The organism is Armatimonadota bacterium (assembly GCA_039679645.1).
Classification (GTDB): Bacteria; Armatimonadota; UBA5829; order UBA5829; family UBA5829; genus UBA5829.
In genome coordinates, this window is the sequence record JBDKUO010000006.1 from 17872 (window position 1) to 35383 (window position 17512).

The window sequence follows — 17512 nt, forward strand, 5'->3', positions numbered from 1 at the left end:
GAAGTAAATGAGGGGAGACCAACGCCTAAACGCGGCATGTTGACGACTGTATACATCAGTAGTATATTGGGAAAAATATGGCAATCGGGGTAACTAACGTGATTACAGGCTTTTGGGAATTTTTTGCGCCAAGCAGGCACAGCGACGGGCATGTGTGGAATTTGGACACATGGAAGCGGCATCTGGACGATATGGCATCGCATGGCATCAATGTGCTGAACATATACCTCCATGGATATGCCACCGGATACATGTCTTCGATACCGTTTCTGGATTCAACCGGCTCAGCTAACAGAGACTCGTGCAACAGGCTGCTCAACGAGATAATAGACTATGCTCATCGCTTAAACATAAAGGTCTTCGCGGCGAGCCACACATATATTTATGCCCGTAAGTGCGTAGACAAACTGGATGCCTGCTATATAGACGATTTGGGAGTGGATATGATCTACTGGCCTTATGATAAGCTGGTGACCCTGTCCGCCGACAGCGGTTATACACAGGAGCTTATCCTGAAAATGTTTGAGGAGCAGCATAACTTCTTCCCCGAACTCGACGGCTTTATCTATGAGGGAGAACGCAAATACTTCCCCGGTCCAGGCTCAAAACGCGGTTATGACAGGTGGGCAGGCTCTCACGGACGCAAGCCCTATACGCAGATCGGACCGGAGCAGTTCTTTTACTGGGCTAACGAAAAGAATATAAACCAGGACTGGATCGATTATGTCAGCTTTCGCGAAGGTTCGCTGGTTCGTAACGTCTGGGAAACGCTGAAACAGCAAGGCTTCTCCGGCGAGATATTTTACTGCTACGGAACGATTGATCACTCAGTCGACCATCCGGTGAACGTGGATATTTTCATAGAAACTTCGGGCGGCTGCTGCGGTTTCTGTCCGTACAACTACAGCTTCCCGACTTCCCCCGATATCTATGACAATATCAAACGCATATCGGACAATCGCAGAGTTCCGGTGATGTATGTAGTCGACGCGCAGGTAGGCTGGCATACTGCACGTGACGAGAAATCACCCTATTATATGGATGATGCATGGGCGCAGTATATTGAAGAGGCCAAGCAGCTTCAGCCGGACTACTTTATCTTCTTCGGATACCAGTGGAACTCGTTGCGAAACGGAGTTGCGCCGACAGATAATCGAAAGAAGATATATGACCTGATCGACACCAGGTTTTAGGTTGCCTGTTCGCGTCGAGTGCACTACAATATAGTAGATGCAATACCTGGGGGTATAGATAATCATGCTTGATGCTAAATTTGTAAGGACAGAGCCGGAGAAGGTAAGGCAGGCTCTGATCAACAGGAACGACGACCCAACAAAGCTCGACGAGTTCGTCAAGCTGGATGAACAGTGGCGTCAGGACCTCTATGAAGTCGAACAACTCAAGGCTGAGCGAAACTCCGTCTCCGAACAGATCGCCATGATGAAAAAGAACAAAGAAGATGCGACCTCGGAGATTGAGCGTATGCGCGAGGTTTCCGGCCGCATCAAGCAGATGGATTCGGATATAGCCGAGGTCGAGTCAAAGATCAATGATATATTGCTCACTATCCCCAACGTGCCGCATGAGAGCGTGCCGGTGGGCAAGAATGAACTCGACAACCCGACCATCCGCACCTGGGGAGAGCCAAAGAAGTTCGACTTTGAGCCTAAGTTTCATTGGGACATCGCCACGAATCTGGACATCATAGATTTTGACCGTGGCAGCAAGATAGCAGGCAGCGGGTTCATACTCTATAAAGGGCTTGGCGCGCGGCTTGAAAGGTCGCTTTTGAACTGGATGCTGGATGTGCATACTTCCGAGCACGGTTACAAAGAAGTCTTCCCGCCGTTCCTGATCAATCGCAAGTCGATGACCGGCACGGGGCAGCTTCCGAAGTTTGAAGAAGATATGTATCACACCGATAAGGAAGACGACCTCTTCCTGGACCCGACAGCCGAGGTGCCGGTGACTAACATATTCATGGATGAAATTCTGGATGCGGACCAGCTTCCAATGTATCTGACTGCCTACACAGCCTGCTTCAGGCGTGAGGCGGGTTCTGCGGGAAAGGACACGCGCGGTCTGCTGCGGGTGCATCAGTTCGATAAGATCGAAATGGTTAAGTTCGTCCGGCCAGAGACTTCATACGATGAACATGAAAAATTAACCGCAAATGCTGAGGATATTCTGCAGAGGTTGGGTATACCATATCGGGTAGTATTGCTCTGCACGGGCGATCTGGGCTTTTCGGCTGCCAAGTGTTATGACCTTGAAATCTATGCGCCGGGTGTGGACAAGTGGCTGGAGGTATCGAGCTGCTCGAACTTCGAGGACTTTCAGGCGCGACGCGCAAACATCAGGTATCGACCCGAACCCAAGGCCAAACCGGAGTTCGTTCATACCCTCAACGGCTCAGGTGTCGCGCTGCCCAGATTAGTAGTCTCGATTATTGAAAACTACCAGCAGCCCGACGGCTCAATAATTGTGCCGGAGGTCCTGCGACCTTATATGAACGCAGACATAATTAGCTAACTGCCTGCCGATAGACATATATAAAATACAAAATCTAAAATATGAAATTGTTGGAGTTCGTTATGGGTGATCTTATATATCTTGACCATGCAGCCACGACCCCGGTCGACCCGGAGGTCCTCGATACTATGCTGCCGTACCTGAAAGACAAATTCGGCAGCGCATCCACTCTCTACTCAATAGGGCGGGAAGCCCGCGAAGCAGTCGAGACTGCCCGCGAGCAGGTAGCCGAGCTAATCAACGCTCAGCCTGAAGAGGTTTACTTTACCTCGGGAGGCAGCGAGTCCGATAACTGGGCGATCTTCGGCGTGGCTTCGGCCAAAGCAAAGAAAGGCAAGCACATCATCACCAGCAAGATCGAGCACCACGCGGTGCTTGAGTCGTGCCATACTCTCGAAAAGCAGGGCTACTCGGTCACATATCTGGAAGTGGATGAGAACGGTTTTGTGAGCGTTGATGATCTAAAATCGGCAATAACCGATGAAACGATTCTCGTGACGATCATGCACGCAAATAACGAGATAGGCACGATAGAACCGGTCGAAGAGATAGGCAAAATCTGCAGAGAAAAGGGCATTCACTTCCACACTGACACAGTGCAGACTATCGGGCACATACCTGTAGATGTGCAGGCTATAGGCTGCGATTCGCTCGCGATCTCCGCGCACAAGCTCTACGGACCCAAGGGCATCGGCGCAATGTATATACGCAAAGGCGCTCGTGTAGACAGGTTCATGCTCGGCGGCGGCCAGGAAAACAATCGACGCGCCGGAACGCATAACGTGCCGGGGATAGTCGCACTAGGTAAAGCATGCGAGCTTGCCAAGGCACGGATGGCTGAAGAAGCCGAGTATACAACCAAGCTGCGTGACGCATTGATCCATGGCGTAGAATCAAAGATCAAAGACGTAAGACTCAACGGTGACCGCATCAAGCGGGTACCCAACAATGTGAATTTCTCATTCACGGGAGTTGAGGGCGAATCGATGATACTGCTGCTGGATATGCAGGGTATATGCGTTTCGTCCGGCTCGGCATGCACATCAGGCTCGCTCGATCCCTCTCATGTATTGATGGCACTCGGATTGAAGCATGAGCAGGCTCATGGCTCGCTTCGCCTTACTCTGGGCAACGACAACACTATGGAGCAGATAGACAGAGTTCTGGAAGTGCTGCCGGGGATTATCGACCGCCTGAGGCAGATGTCGCCGATATATGCCGTCGGCGAAAAATGCGATAAGGAATAACCATATAACGTACAAGTATTCCCATCTCATCGAAAAAGATTTCTGATGAAGATGGGAATACTTATTTTACAACCTCAATACCCAGTTAGAACTGCCGATATGCGCAGGCAGGCTGCTGCATTATCTGGCCGTTATCTATTTTCTGTTTCCAGACACTGGTTGAAAAGTCGATATCCGGTGAATGCCACTCTATCTTGTCAGCGCTCGTGCTGCTTGGGTTATACTCGAACACCTCTCCGCTGAAACTATTGACGCCATCCGTGCTTTTCCCTGAATACGAGTTAGTAATAAGCCAGTTGCCATTTGGGAGGGCATGCACACAGGATGCCCTAAGAGGAACTGACAAGGGTTGAACGCCGTCGGTGTCATCGTCACGGTCCATGCCTCTATAATCAGAGTCCTGCAGAATATCGACCACATCGGGCGTGCCGGATAACGGTACCCTGGCTTTATAGACGCCGTAGTTGTCACAGACATATACATATCTGTTGCCGGGAGTATCAACCACTTGGAAATACCTTGGGGTTGCAAGAGGTCGGGTCGTGCCGCTGAAGTTCATCTTGTCGCAGCCGTATATTATCTGGCCGGAATCTGCGGACGAATAATCCCATGAGCTTCCATCGGCTACTCGATAACGTATCCCCACAATCGCGCCGCCCAGACCCTGGCTTGTGGCCGTAGTGCCGGTTCCGGTGCGGTAGTTGGAGATGGCCGCCCATATATCGATCGCGGCGGTGCTGCCTGACGCATCCGCTACGAGCTGTAGACAGTCGAAGACATAGTTCTGATTGGTCGTATCCGTTGTGGTGACCCAGTTCAAGCGAGGCAGACAAAAGCCGCTTTCCGGGTCTATATCCGAACTGGTCGCCACGAGCTGGTACGCGCTATTAACCTGCTTGAACCTATATGTCAGGTCCACAATCCGATGATTGCCCGAATCTGCGACCAGGCAGTGAACCACTTGATAGCTTATCGCATCCGGACCTGTTCCCTCGGTCTCTGTTTCCTGCCAGAGGATTGCATCCGTGGGGCCGTTAAGGCTCGTCGGCTGGCCCGGACGCAGCAGACGCTTGGGATCGGAGAAACGATCATATAACCATCGGATATACATATAATCATATGGAGATGAAGCCGTTGTCTTGATGCGCATCGAGCCGACCTGGGCCGATTTGTCCATGCGGCACACCTGATTGGCGCCGGAGTTTGTAAGCAGCATCTCCCCGGAACTAATATATCTTATCCGGCTTGGCTTGTTTATCGGACCTGCAGTGGTCGCAGGTTTGCTGTTGAGGCTGGGCGGAATGTGAGCCGGCCAGGTAATTGAATCGGCGGCCCAGCTAAGCTCGCCCGCGCCGTCAAGCTCCATTACCCTGTTTGTGTCGGCCACGAGTGTCGTTGTATTTGAATACGCATATAGGCCATCTGATTTCGGAATGATAAGCACACCGTTGGAACCGGCTAACGAAAAATTCGTCTGACTTGAGTCGGACGCAGTCGAAGACTCCTTCCAAATTATCTGGTCGTCACCAATGGGCTTGCCCAGAGTCTCGCCCGTCTCGGTCTTCATGGCATAGATCGTTCCTGCATCATCCGTGAAATAGACTGCGTCACCTATAACCACAGGCGATGAATGAATTGTCTTGTCGATGGGATAATACCAGAGCAGATTGTTCCAACCGCTCAGGTCTACGGAGTCGCTTGATCTGCTGGCAGGCGCTGCGCTCGTGTAGGCGCTCAAAGGTCCCCAGGTCGAAAAGTCGACCGGGACTTCAATGGAATTGTCCAACACCACCCAGACCGGCAGAGAAGGCGACAGGGTGTTGGGAGTTACGCCAATCGAACTATTTAGCTTCATAGAGCTGAAGTTGTCGATGGTTATGGTCCCCTTGCCATAATCGATCATGGAATGGGTGACAGGTATCTTACTGGCATCCATATTTAACGGATTGCTGTCCAGCAGGTTCGGCTGCCAGATACTGACGGGGCGCTCGCGGCCGGTGGTTGCATTGTAAAGGCTCTTTGCCTTTCTAATAGGATTGCCGGCGGAGTCAAAGCCGGCATTTTCAGTGATCCTTATCACAAAATCAGGATTTGCTTTGAAGCAAAGGAGCGCGCCGCCGTCACTGCTGCCGAACTTGCCCGAGACTGTGACGAAGAGTTTGTCGCCCGCATAAGCAGGAGAGGACAGCGGCTGCGGGTCCTGCAGCGGTACCCATCCGGAACTTGTCTGTTTCATCACGACACCGGGAATGACCATATCCGGAACTGTTGGGCTGACGATACCGGATAATTCAGACTCGTTCGAGCCCGATGCGCTCTGGATAGTAGTTCGCGTTACCCCTGCATGCAGGAAATAGTTCCATCTGTTCGTCTGCTTTGAAGCATCAATCTGAAGACCGTAGACCGATCCGCCGGGTTTAAGGGAATTAAGCGCCGCCGAATCTCTCTTTCCATTTATATAGACCATTGCATCTCGGCCCAAAGCAGAGGTGGCCGTTGCCGTAGTAGGAGGCAGAGGAGAATTGCCGCCTGCGGTGGATATGTCAGGATCGAGAGGGATCTGAATTCGTGGTAAATATGTAATACCACCGCTGGTAGAGGCGTAGTCTAGGGTGTAATCGGCGCATATGATCACATCACCCGGGACCTGGCCGCCATTTGCCGTTATGGCGGAACCACTGAGAGTACATAATATACGGCCGGGCGCAGAGCCTTCAGCAGTACTCATTAGATCCGCATTCGGTATTCTGGATTCTATCATCAGATCGGTTGTGTCATAGTTTTTGATCCATATGTTTGTGATCTGGTCGATCTTCGCAGATTTCACGTTTATCTGACACTGGACCAGAGAGCCGCTAATTTTTGGTTTCAGAGTGTCATTCTTGATGACCAGAGGTAGGCCGAATACAATATCGTTCTTGGTGGAAATCTTTGACGGCACATTCGTGGACCAGTACAGCATGCCGGTGAGAGCGCCGCTGTCTTGGGAGCTTGCATAGCCAAAACCAAGGCCGGAGGTAAGCGTATTTCCGGTATAGACAATACTGGTTGACGCAGGATACTCTCTTGACCATTCGCTCTTGTGCTGGTTACTGCCGCCATAGTTGGACTGCAGCACCGGGTTGAGACCATATATATGAACACCGCCGGTTGCATCGGTGCCCGATCCACCGGCTACATATATCCAGCCGTCAATAAAAAGCGGAGGATAAGGCTTAACACACGTTGAGCCTGTACTCCAAGTGTTGCCTTGGTAAAGAAGAGGTGTCGGCTCGGAACCTAGACTTGACCCAGACAACGGATATGCGTCCAACACATAAACTGTGCCGTTTGTGGATGCGACCATCACTGCGTCGACGCTGTTTCCGGGATCATTCGGAGTGCTGGGGTTCTGCATAGTGACGACTACGGGCGAAGAAATGAGGCCGTCGCACTCATACTGCCATATAAGGTCCTGGCCGGTAGAATCATCCTTGCTGTCGGATCTGTTCATATCCTGTTCGCCGTCATCAATATTGCCGTCGCCGTCCAGATCTTCCTGAGGCTTCAGATCAAAGGCATACAGTGTGCTTCCCGAAGAATAGTACACTACGTTCTTATAAATTACTGGTGCAGACTCCACATCACCGGGTGAAGAAAGCGGGTAGGACCATATCTTGGCCAACTCAGTGCCGCCGACCGTGTCGATAGAGCTGCCGGAACGCCGTGGGCTTTTCCTTGCGTTTGTCCAGGAAGAGGACAGCGCAATAACATTGTAGGCAAACTTGAGGCTGGGCAGGTTATACGGATAGTTCATATAACAACCCCTGCCAACGTAGTCCGCCGTAGCCACAATATATCCGCCGCCATATGCGTTAGCCGCAACAGCAGGCGGGGTATTCATTCCGGTGTTCTTGACCACAGGGAACAGAAACTCAAAACTATCCGGGACACCACCGCTGCTATCATAGCCGGGCCATACGCAGCATTTTCCGGCATTTGAACCGAGTATGGAAATATCCTGGTCGGTAAGCCAGTAGGGAATTGTAAGCAGCGGGTGATGCCGAACAAACGCATAATCCACCCCTGCCCCTAATGTCTGACTGAACGTGAAGTCCGAAATGAGAAAACCCGCATTGCCGGTGCTATCAAAACTCAACACGCTGCTTGAATCGGAATTATCGACCCACAGTACACCGCCGCCATCAACAAACCTGCGCAGTTTCTCTCTGTCATCACCGCTCAGGCTGACCGCGCTATGAGCAGGCAGATACAAAACTTGCATCCGAGAAAGATCGCGGGTGGAATCCAGCTTGACATACCAATAGCTGACCTCGTTCTTGGTATATTTCCTGGCAGTCTTTACTCCGCTTAGGGTCGAATATGTGCTGCCGGCAAATGGGTTTTCCAGTGTCCAACCGGCAGGTTTCATGCTCGTCAGGTTGTCGAGCAGGTAGAACAAGTCACCGACTCCATTGCCCAAGAGATAGCCGCTTGAATCATAGCCTGATTGCAACTCGGTAAGCTGACTGGCCGGGATAGGATCAGAAAGCTGGACCACACCGCAGTTGATCTGTTTTCGATTGCCGGAGTAAAGATAGGCGCCTGCATCAACCGGAAACTCTGATGCAACGACACCGATTATGATTGCAAAAAATGGGATAATACGTGTGAAGTTTTTCATGACATCAATTCCCCTCATCCCGGCCCTCTTCCGTGATGGAAGAGGCAGAGGTGTTACATTACATCGCCGAAATAGATAAGGCTGCCGCAGACAGGAAGCCTGGGTGCAATAGGAAGAATGCGTCCGTATTTGTCCCTTCTGATCGGCGAAGTGCTGCTCGTTGTCGTCCATGGCCTCAGGCTCTTATAGGGCCAGGCGGCATGATCGTCATAGAGAATCGTAAGCCCCTCACCCGGATGAGCCGTGTGAATACCGGACGAACCATAGTTATCAGGGATCGTGCCCCATTTGGACATCCACTCGGTCACATCGCTTACCGCGGCGGGCATGTTTTCACTTACCGCTCCATCTATAGTGACACGGATATCCAGGGGCTGAGCGTAATATGGAAATGCATTGCGCGCACCCTCCCTGCTGCCTGTCGAATTGTAGTTGGCCTGCGTATCCGAAGGGTTCGGATTGAACCACTTTCCCGGAATCACAAAGAATGAACCATCCTGAGCATAGATCACAGCCTCGATGCGAACATCCATCGGCTGGATAGCAAGACCGCCCAGGAGATAATTCTTATACGTGTAGCTGGTCTGGTCGAGCGCGAGCATAAGACTGTTGGCCGCCCCCGGCTCGGTGTATAACTTAGCATTCAATGCATCCGTTAATGGAAAAGCCTCGCCGAAATATGAACTGTCTATACCCCAACCGGATGGATTGAATTTGGGATCGCCTATCCCCCAGACATGCCTGGGAAGCCCATTGCCGGAAGGGTCATGCCCGTACCCACCGAACGCCCATACCGTATTGAGATAGAGAATACCCCAGCTATCACGTCCCTGGCTGGCGTTGAGCCATGCATTGATATATGAAGTGCCGAACTGGCCCGAATGGCGCAACAACAGCATATAATTGCTTGGACCGGAGCCGCTGTCGGACTCATACGGGCCGAACTCGAATGACATCTTCAACCGGCTGGCGAGTTCATTGGACACGACAACGCTGTTGTCATCATCTATATTATCTCCGACTCCATTTGTGGGCGACATAAACTGCGTTGTGTTGACGCAGACATTCTGGCGCGCAAGCAGAGCGATACCGCAGGACTCAGTGTCCGTGCCTGTGCCGCGCCAGGGATCATGTTCCGGAATGGCGACATCCGGTTTACGATATTTAAGGATGTTGCCCTCAATGTATATGTTCGAGTTGGAAACCACCGTGAGCTGCGTATTGGGACCCACCATGCCGCGTATACGAATATTACCTTCGGCATAGATCACGCCGTTGCCATCTATATGCAGCGTCTGTGAACCGCCTTTTGTATCTGTCCAGTCTATTGTGCGGCCGTTAACGGGATCAGGATATGGAACGGTTATAGTCCTGCCCCAGTCCGGCCTGGAATAGCCACGCGGATCATGCCAGAGACTACCATCCGTTCGAGTCATGGTTACGTTAGTAGAGTCAATAGTACCGTTACCGTCTAAGTCTGCCGGGCTGAGAGTGATGACTACGCCAGGAGGAGTATAGAACGGGCCATGCCAATATTTTGACATGCGATTATCGGGTGTGAGCCAGTCCGACCTGAGAGTGTAGCCGCCGAAGAGAGTGGCGCTCTCATTTTGAACGTCATTGGAGTTGTCGATGTATATACCGCGACCCCAGCCGTATTGCCCGATGTTGACCCAAGACCCCTCTAGATATTCCCGCGAGCCGGAATTGAGCGTGAGCAGGCGATAACGAGTAGTGGTGCCTGTGGTATCCGAATTGTCCTCAAACGGAAGAGGCGGATCGAGATACTTAATTCGCCTGGCTGCCTCGGTTGTTTCCGCGCTGCCGTCGCGCCAAAAGCCGTCGATTGTCCAGTCCGTGAAAGTATCCGAACTGGGGCGACCTGCATACTGCGTGACGGTTGTCCCGTTCGGCTCTACAACATTGACTCGGACACCGACCGAGCCGGAACTGCTTGTATATTTTTTGATCTCACCGGAGACCTCGACCCAGTCAAGAGGCAGGGTCCCGCTGGTTGAACTTGTTGCGTCTGAGGTCACGGACCGCAGGTAAATATCGACACTCGGATCGGTGTCAGCGCCAGGTATGCCGTAAAACATCAGGTTCCCATTTACTCTGATCGGACCTCCGCGCACGCCATAGTTGGATGAAGGCGATTTGCCGAAGACGGAATGAATACCCGGACAGCCGAGTGTGAAATCGGTGGAACGGTGGTCTTTATTGGTGATGAACCTGAGATAGTCGGTGACGCCTATCGGCTTGTAGGCAGTGATCTCGCGGCGCATGCCGGTGTTGGCCTGGTTTGCCCAGGTTGTCGGGTCGTCCTCTTCAAAGACTCCCCACCTGCCTATAGATTCGATCTTTATATACTTCGACATCGGGTCCTTAGGCGTCGGGTTATATGACACACGCAGCAGAAACCGTCCGCCGCCCGACTTGAATGTCGTGTAGCCGCCAGTAGGACCGGCATAGCCAAGTTCTACCGGCCACCAGGCCCTGGTCCATTTGAAATCGGGGTACTGCTTCTGCTGTGCCAGTTCAGCATTGGAAACACTTTCCGGTGGAACATCGGGGTAAATCGGAACGTTACTGACGCCGTTGTTATCAGGCTTGGGACGCCAGTCCGCGCCGTCTTCGCTCGATACCAGCATTTTGTCGGCATAGCGAACGCCGGCTTCGGCTATCTGGGCGACTGCGTCCACATTCGATAATCGCTCAGACCGAAACAGGTTTCGCGCGACCAGAGCGATAAAGACAGCCGATATGACCGCGAGTATGAACATAACCATGATCGCGATGACCAGAGTCTGACCGCGCCTGCTTGGTGTTATTCGATTATTTATATGATTAAACATAGAACACAACACTAATCTGCTTTTTACGCTGTTTGGTTCAAAGCAGATTCCTCACATTCGTCCGGAATGACAAACTTGAAACGTCTATAGTTCTGTTTCGGTCGCGATCGGATATCGCGCCCGAACGAGAACATAGAGCGATAAGCCCGCAAATTCTCGATCCAAATAATCAATATAAAATCTCAATTACTAAATCATCTCAGCGCGTTGCGCACTTTGATTGTATTGGTCAGGTCGACAGAATACGGCTTGGCTGACTCAGGATCATACATCTTCATCTGCAGGTGAACGACAACCGCAGCTCTGGTCCGATAATCGCCACGCACGACGTCGCCGTCACGATTGAACCGCACTTTGTAGTCGACGCGTATTTTGCCGTAACCCTCGGGCAGGGCCTGGTCGTAGATCGAACTGAAGTACATATAGCCTTTGTCATAATCGATCTTGTATTGATTAAAACCCGGCTCACCCAGAGCAAAAGGCACACGCTGATAGGCAACCGGGCCATGATCTGAGCTGGGCATCATGTCGGGTCCAACTACCCTTTCGCTTCCCGGAACGATGGTGGCATATTCTAGATAATTACTGCTGTCGGCGTCAAAAGTGCTAAGCCGCTCATAACGACGGGCTGTGCCCCTGTCCAATGCATATGCATCCTTGTATCGTGTGTTGATTCCAGCAGGGACGAGGTCACTTATAGATTCATAGTTATCAGGCGTAGGCGGCGTTATGGCGAAGTTGACCCTGCCGCGTTCCGTGTCTATTGTAAACGCCATCTCACAACCACTGCTGATAGTGCCGGGCTCGATCTTACCGTCTGCCAGGTCCGTCAGATATTGAGTGATATCGAACGTGGTGGCCGGTGAGGACCAAGTCCTGGCGACGGCATCATAGACTCTCTTTTCGATAACGACATTAGCGCTGCCGCTACCCAAATTCATTGCGTATTCATTAATGACGGTCGGCGAACTATTCGAATCATATGTGTAGCGGTATACCGAGACGTCGTAATCGTCAGGCATCCAGTAGCCGTACTCGGCCTGATAGACGGACGGGATGCCATCCGGATACTCATAGCTCTGATCGCTTGAGTAGGTTCCGGCGAAGTCGTCGTTGTCCATCTTTTTATAGTTGAACATAACACAGGGGGTCAGAGATACCCAGTCGCCACTGCTGTTAGCAACACCCTCTACCAGGTCCTCGTATTTGCCGACTCCGACTATACGAGCCTTTCGCGCCCATACTTGCCAGAAAGGCTCAGACGAACTGTCCGGATCCGTGCTGTAGAAAAACTTCGGGTCTTCCAAGATTTCTTTGAGCTTCGCGGCTGCCGCCACTTTATCGGCGCCAAAAATGGTCTTGTCGGAAGGGTCGAACTCGATTCTGTAAAGGACTACCTGATTGCCCTTGCCCGCCTCGACATGATTGCCCCATGGCGAGAGCCAGCCGAAATCGGGTCCGGTCGGGTCGTCCGGCCTGGGATTATTATACATCAGGCCAAGGAAATATCTGACGACCTTGGTGTCCGGCTCCAGCGGCAATTTGGGACGAATCTCGACATCGGTCGAACCGCACACAGGACAACTTGGCTGCGCTTCATCGCCGCGCTCAAAGTCGCGAGGATATCTGGTTGGATCGGTCGCATCCACTGGATGATCGGGATTATTGCAGTGAGCGATCATTTTGGGAAGGACGAAGTCTATTTTCGCGTTCGGAACGTCCAGATACTGCACGGTGCTATTGGACTGAAGTACAGGAATCTGCAGAGGCTGGGCGTTATCATACTCGACGATATCCATCGCCTCGCCGAGATCGCGGCTGATCTGCTCCATGGCGAAACGCGCGGCATCCTGCGACTCCACCATCGCCTGGGCGCTGCGGGTCATCTTGAATGACTGCGTGACCGGATAGAGTACCAGCCCCATGAGCACCATGGATATGGCAAGCACAACGAGCAGCTCGATGAGCGTGAAACCCCGATTGTAGCGTTGAATTCTATTCATTTTCATTGTGCGCCTCTTACGAGGTTAGTATCCATATCAACATGACGCCAGTGTTTGCCGTCGCGCCAGATTACTCTGGCCATAAACGATGTGCCGATTACGGATATACGTGTGATTGTGTATGTATCACTGGTCGGCACTTTAATATCCAAATAATAGTAGCCATCCTCGCCCGGGCTATCTGAGGCCATATCTGATATCTGGCATGCCCTGCCGACAACACGATGCTCTATATTGTCGGAGGTTGTAACGTATGTATAGTCCACTGAGACGGTCTTTTGGGCATCGCACGGAGCAAAAAGCAGCCGGTTGGGATTGTCTTTGCTAAGGCAGTAATGGTAGTAATCGATACCTGATTTGTCATAGACTCTCGAGTAATTGGCGTAGGCCTTATTACACTGGACGGACCAGTCACCGTCTGCCCTGTACAAAAACCTGAGGTTGCGTCCGCGAAGGTCTATGGTACTGACTTGAATATCGTTGTTGTAGTCTATCAGGCAAGCTATGTTATTGCCGGTCGCCCCGGGACCAGGGAGCTTTACCACACCTGTCTTGTAGTCTATAAACTCATCCGTATAAAGAGGTATGCCCTTGCCAGCCACTGTACTCGGGACCCCCACCCTCAAACCGGTCTTGAGGTCGACTATGAGCATAGAATAGCGTATTGTCAGGTCATCGGCGATGGTAATCTTGCGTCCCAGTTGAGGCCTACCCTCATATTCGCGCATAAGACCCTCGAAGGTAGGCTCATCGGGGTTATCTGTAGCATCACCGTCTGTGATATCATCCGGCTTGCCTGCATTGAGAATAAACCTCAGAGCCAGTTTGACCGGGATATTCCCAGCGCTGTCATCCACATCGGGGACTACTTTATCTTCACGTATTATGCGGGGGTCGTAGATACGATAATCGATACTCGCTTCGATAGGACGCTTGCCGTAAGCAGTGTATTCATACCGGTTCTGCGCATTAGGGTTGAACGAAATAATGCCCAGGACCGAATCGGCCAGCTTGTAGGTGTATGGGTCGGACGTCCACGCGGCGCCTGCGCCCAACGGCAAAAACCCGCGCGCACAGGTATCCGAACTCTCCTGAATGCCGATAACGTCATAGCCGCTAGGAGGGTCTATGGTCACTGTCTGCCAACCCGTATCGTCGCCGGCAATTGTGCCGGTCTCAGGCACACGCTGGTCCAGCTTGCTTATTAAAAACGGTTCGCTGGCAGGGCTGCCGCTCGGCACTACCCAATATGAATAGCTTATGTAATAAAACCTGTTTATACTCGAACTTTCCTTCGGAAATTCCACGTAGAATTCTGACGAACCGGACGTATAACGAATCCCATATTGGCCGCGCTTGATAGAGGCGAGATACCCCAGAGCGCTTGCAACGCGCTGTAATGGACCACTTTTTATACTAAGACCGTTCAGCTCAGTGCCGCTGGTATATACATCTATCGGGCTGAAGGCAAGAGTGTATTTCGAGCCGAACTCGGTACCGCTGCCTGTCTGGAAATAGCCGGGAGCAGGAATAGAAGTGGTCTCGCCGATGACCTGGCGAACATTGAGCACGTTTCCCCGCTCCAAAACGCCGTCAACATTCATAAACTCGCCAAAAGGTGGGCCTGCCAGCACGCACGTATTGCGAATTTGAGCGCTGTATCCGGCATTGTCGGCAAAGAATGTGCCGTCTTCTTTAATGGGGATAATACCGGTGGGAAGATTCGCAGACATAGCTTTCCAGCGCTCAAGCTCCTGCTGGGCAAGACGTGTGGCGATTGTGCGGCTCTCGGCGGCCTTGACCACGCCAAAACCCGTCGGGAACATCTGGATAACAGTCATGATCCCGACAAGCAGCACCACCATAACCACCAGCACTTCGACAAGCGATGTGCCTGACTTGTTTCGCAGGATTTTATCCATTTATATCCACCGATGGTACGACTATCGTGCGCCCTCTAATGTTCCGCATAGGGACTAAGCATTCATATTAAGAATTTACCATAACGCGCACGTTGGGACAGGATCATTCCCGTCCCAACGCGAAAAATACATCACTCGACGAGGCCGCGGACTCGAACTAGCCCTTGGTCGGTCGAACTCGCCACTTGCAGGCTTCCACTTTATTTGCCGGCACGCGTTCCGTGCTGCCGTCGAGGAAGAGCACGATAGCACTGCCGCTCGGTGTGGTAGACGTGCCCGTCTGGTGATAGGAACACCATGTTATGACCGTATCGGCAGGTGGGTTCCTGAACTTGAGCTGGCGCTCGTAGTCGTCCTGCTGCTTAGTCTCATTATCTGTTCCTTCATCCGGATGCAGCCTGCTCACACCGGTAGTCGAATTGTCGGTTTCGCTTGCCCAGTCAGTGTAATAATGGCGATCAACCGAGCCGCCATTGCTTACAAAGGCTTCATAGCTGTTATATACGTATATATACATCGTCGGACTATCCGCGTATGCCTTCTGCGGGACCTTGACTACCGATTTTGTGTCCGATATACTCGATGACGGGCAGTGAAATGCCTTAAATGACGGCACGTATTCCGTAAACAGGTAGTTATCGCTCTTTGCGGATGTAAAGTCCACCGCATTGCCTGCAGTTCCTTCATCTATATCAACACCGTTAGCATCTACAGCGCCGACCAGGGCAAGCGGATATTTGCGGTTATCGGTCTTAAACATTGCGACAGCCGTGCCTATCTGATGAAGGTTGGACATGCAGTTGTTCTGACGCGCCCTCTCCTTCACCACACCCATTACAGGAAAAATAACCGCGGCTAAAATTGCTATAATCGCGATAACAGTCAGAAGCTCTACCAGCGAAAAACCTTTATTTGATGTTCTCATTCAAATACACCTCCGCACGGAAGTCGTTAGTTAATTATACACTTTTGGCGATATAACCCGCCAGTATGTTCCATCATCCGTCATTACGGCGTTATTATGCCGACCCACCAGGACCAGATTGCGCTGAGCTGCGGCGCGGCCAGTATGACCGCAAGAGCCCCGATCACCATGTGCGGGCCGAAAGGTATCTCCGTCCGCAAGGACATGCCCTTCTTGTCGGCACGGCTCTTCAAGATCAGATATGTGACCCCTACTACGGAGCCGACCATAACCGCGATAAAGAAAGAGACCAGCGCAGGCATCACTCCCAGCACTGCTCCTACCGCGGCAGCCAGGTTTATATCGCCGCCGCCCAGGGCGCCTTCATACTCACCGTCATCGGCATCATCCTCAGACTTGCCCCTGGGCCGAAAGACGAAGTAGCCGATATATGCAATCAGATAGAAAACACCTGCGCATACCACCATCCCTGCTATGCTCGGCAGCATCGGTAGAGACGCGCCGGACGCAGTCGGTATATGCAGCAGCTTGATATCACCGGCTATGATATGGGCAACGTCTTTCAACACCCCCAGAATGAGACCGAATATCACCACCTGGTCAGGAATGATAAACCGATCCAGATCAACGAAGAACGCTATGAGCAATGCACAGATAAAAAATGCATATACGAAGACATCTATACTAAAACCGTATCTCAAATACGTGCCTACAAAGAGCAGGCCGGTTATAAGCTCCACGGTGAAATATCGCCAACTGATAGGCTCACCGCAATAACGGCACTTTCTACCAAGCATCAGAAAGCTCAGCAGAGGTACCAGGTCGATCCACTTAAGTCTGTTGTTACACTTAGGGCAGTGCGAGGGAGGCGTCACGATTGACTGCTCCTCGGGAATCCTGTATATACATACATTCAGGAAACTTCCTATCGCCGTCCCGTATATAAACGCTATCAAGATCAAGATTCCAAACCAGACAGGCAGCACGCTAACCGCCACCTCCGGAAAGGTTCTGAATAACAGCGATCAGCGGCATAAACATTGCAATAACAATGCAGCCTACGATCCCGCCCAGCATAACGATCATAACAGGCTCAATAGCCGCAGTCAGACTGGATACGGCCGCGTCGACTTCATCCTCATAGAAATCGGCAACCTTGCTGAGCATTGGGTCAAGCGAACCGGACTCCTCGCCGATTGAGATCATCTGCACCACCATCGGCGGGAAGAGTTTGCTCTTGCCCAGCGGCTCGGCTATACGGTCACCCTCTCTTATCCTTGCCCTCGCCTCGAGCAGCGCGTCTGAGAGAATATCGTTCGACACTGTTCCGGCCACCGTCTCCATGGCCTGCAAAATGGCAACACC

Annotated in this window: 10 protein-coding genes; 3 read left to right on the forward strand and 7 right to left on the reverse strand. The window is 51.8% G+C overall.

The window, feature by feature from the left end:
* Positions 1–77 precede the first annotated feature (77 nt).
* From ABFD83_01235 to nifS, 3 genes are all read left to right on the forward strand, one after another.
* Positions 78–1193, forward strand: a complete 1116-nt coding sequence (locus tag ABFD83_01235) for a hypothetical protein (GenBank protein MEN6355687.1) — start codon at positions 78–80, stop codon at positions 1191–1193.
* A 64-nt stretch (positions 1194–1257) separates the two neighbouring features.
* Positions 1258–2532, forward strand: coding sequence for a serine--tRNA ligase (gene serS, locus ABFD83_01240; protein MEN6355688.1), 1275 nt, complete (start codon positions 1258–1260; stop codon positions 2530–2532).
* Between the two features lie 62 nt (positions 2533–2594).
* Positions 2595–3779, forward strand: coding sequence for a cysteine desulfurase NifS (gene nifS, locus ABFD83_01245; GenBank protein ID MEN6355689.1), 1185 nt, complete (start codon positions 2595–2597; stop codon positions 3777–3779).
* A gap of 85 nt (positions 3780–3864) precedes the next feature.
* On the opposite strand, the gene ABFD83_01250 is transcribed toward nifS, so the two are convergent.
* The 7 genes from ABFD83_01250 to ABFD83_01280 all read right to left on the reverse strand — a co-directional run.
* Positions 3865–8442 (reverse strand): PQQ-binding-like beta-propeller repeat protein, encoded by a 4578-nt coding sequence (locus ABFD83_01250; protein MEN6355690.1) that lies wholly within the window; start codon positions 8440–8442, stop codon positions 3865–3867.
* Positions 8443–8495: 53 nt separating this feature from the next.
* Positions 8496–11297, reverse strand: a complete 2802-nt coding sequence (locus ABFD83_01255) for a hypothetical protein (protein ID MEN6355691.1) — start codon at positions 11295–11297, stop codon at positions 8496–8498.
* 194 nt (positions 11298–11491) lie between these two features.
* The gene (locus ABFD83_01260; GenBank protein MEN6355692.1) at positions 11492–13306 is read right to left on the reverse strand and encodes a prepilin-type N-terminal cleavage/methylation domain-containing protein; all 1815 of its coding nucleotides are present in this window, start codon (positions 13304–13306) and stop codon (positions 11492–11494) included.
* Complete coding sequence (locus tag ABFD83_01265) at positions 13303–15222, reverse strand: hypothetical protein (GenBank protein MEN6355693.1); 1920 nt, start codon at positions 15220–15222, stop codon at positions 13303–13305. The genes ABFD83_01260 and ABFD83_01265 overlap by 4 nt, the downstream gene beginning before the upstream one ends.
* A 157-nt stretch (positions 15223–15379) precedes the next feature.
* Positions 15380–16147 carry a prepilin-type N-terminal cleavage/methylation domain-containing protein gene (locus ABFD83_01270; protein ID MEN6355694.1) on the reverse strand — a complete coding sequence of 256 codons (768 nt, stop codon included), beginning with the start codon at positions 16145–16147 and terminating at the stop codon, positions 15380–15382.
* 83 nt (positions 16148–16230) lie between these two features.
* The gene (locus ABFD83_01275; protein MEN6355695.1) at positions 16231–17133 is read right to left on the reverse strand and encodes a prepilin peptidase; all 903 of its coding nucleotides are present in this window, start codon (positions 17131–17133) and stop codon (positions 16231–16233) included.
* A 1-nt stretch (position 17134) separates the two neighbouring features.
* The coding region (locus ABFD83_01280) for a type II secretion system F family protein (GenBank protein ID MEN6355696.1) at positions 17135–17512 on the reverse strand (378 nt) is incomplete at its 5' end.

Bases quoted from the DNA above. Each gene is read 5' to 3' on its own strand.
- ABFD83_01250 (MEN6355690.1), bottom strand. From the start codon at position 8,442: ATGAAAAACTTCACACGTATTATCCCATTTTTTGCAATCATAATCGGT.
- ABFD83_01255 (MEN6355691.1), bottom strand. From the start codon at position 11,297: ATGTTTAATCATATAAATAATCGAATAACACCAAGCAGGCGCGGTCAG.
- ABFD83_01235 (MEN6355687.1), top strand. From the start codon at position 78: ATGGCAATCGGGGTAACTAACGTGATTACAGGCTTTTGGGAATTTTTT.
- ABFD83_01270 (MEN6355694.1), bottom strand. From the start codon at position 16,147: ATGAGAACATCAAATAAAGGTTTTTCGCTGGTAGAGCTTCTGACTGTT.
- ABFD83_01265 (MEN6355693.1), bottom strand. From the start codon at position 15,222: ATGGATAAAATCCTGCGAAACAAGTCAGGCACATCGCTTGTCGAAGTG.
- nifS (MEN6355689.1), top strand. From the start codon at position 2,595: ATGGGTGATCTTATATATCTTGACCATGCAGCCACGACCCCGGTCGAC.
- ABFD83_01260 (MEN6355692.1), bottom strand. From the start codon at position 13,306: ATGAAAATGAATAGAATTCAACGCTACAATCGGGGTTTCACGCTCATC.
- serS (MEN6355688.1), top strand. From the start codon at position 1,258: ATGCTTGATGCTAAATTTGTAAGGACAGAGCCGGAGAAGGTAAGGCAG.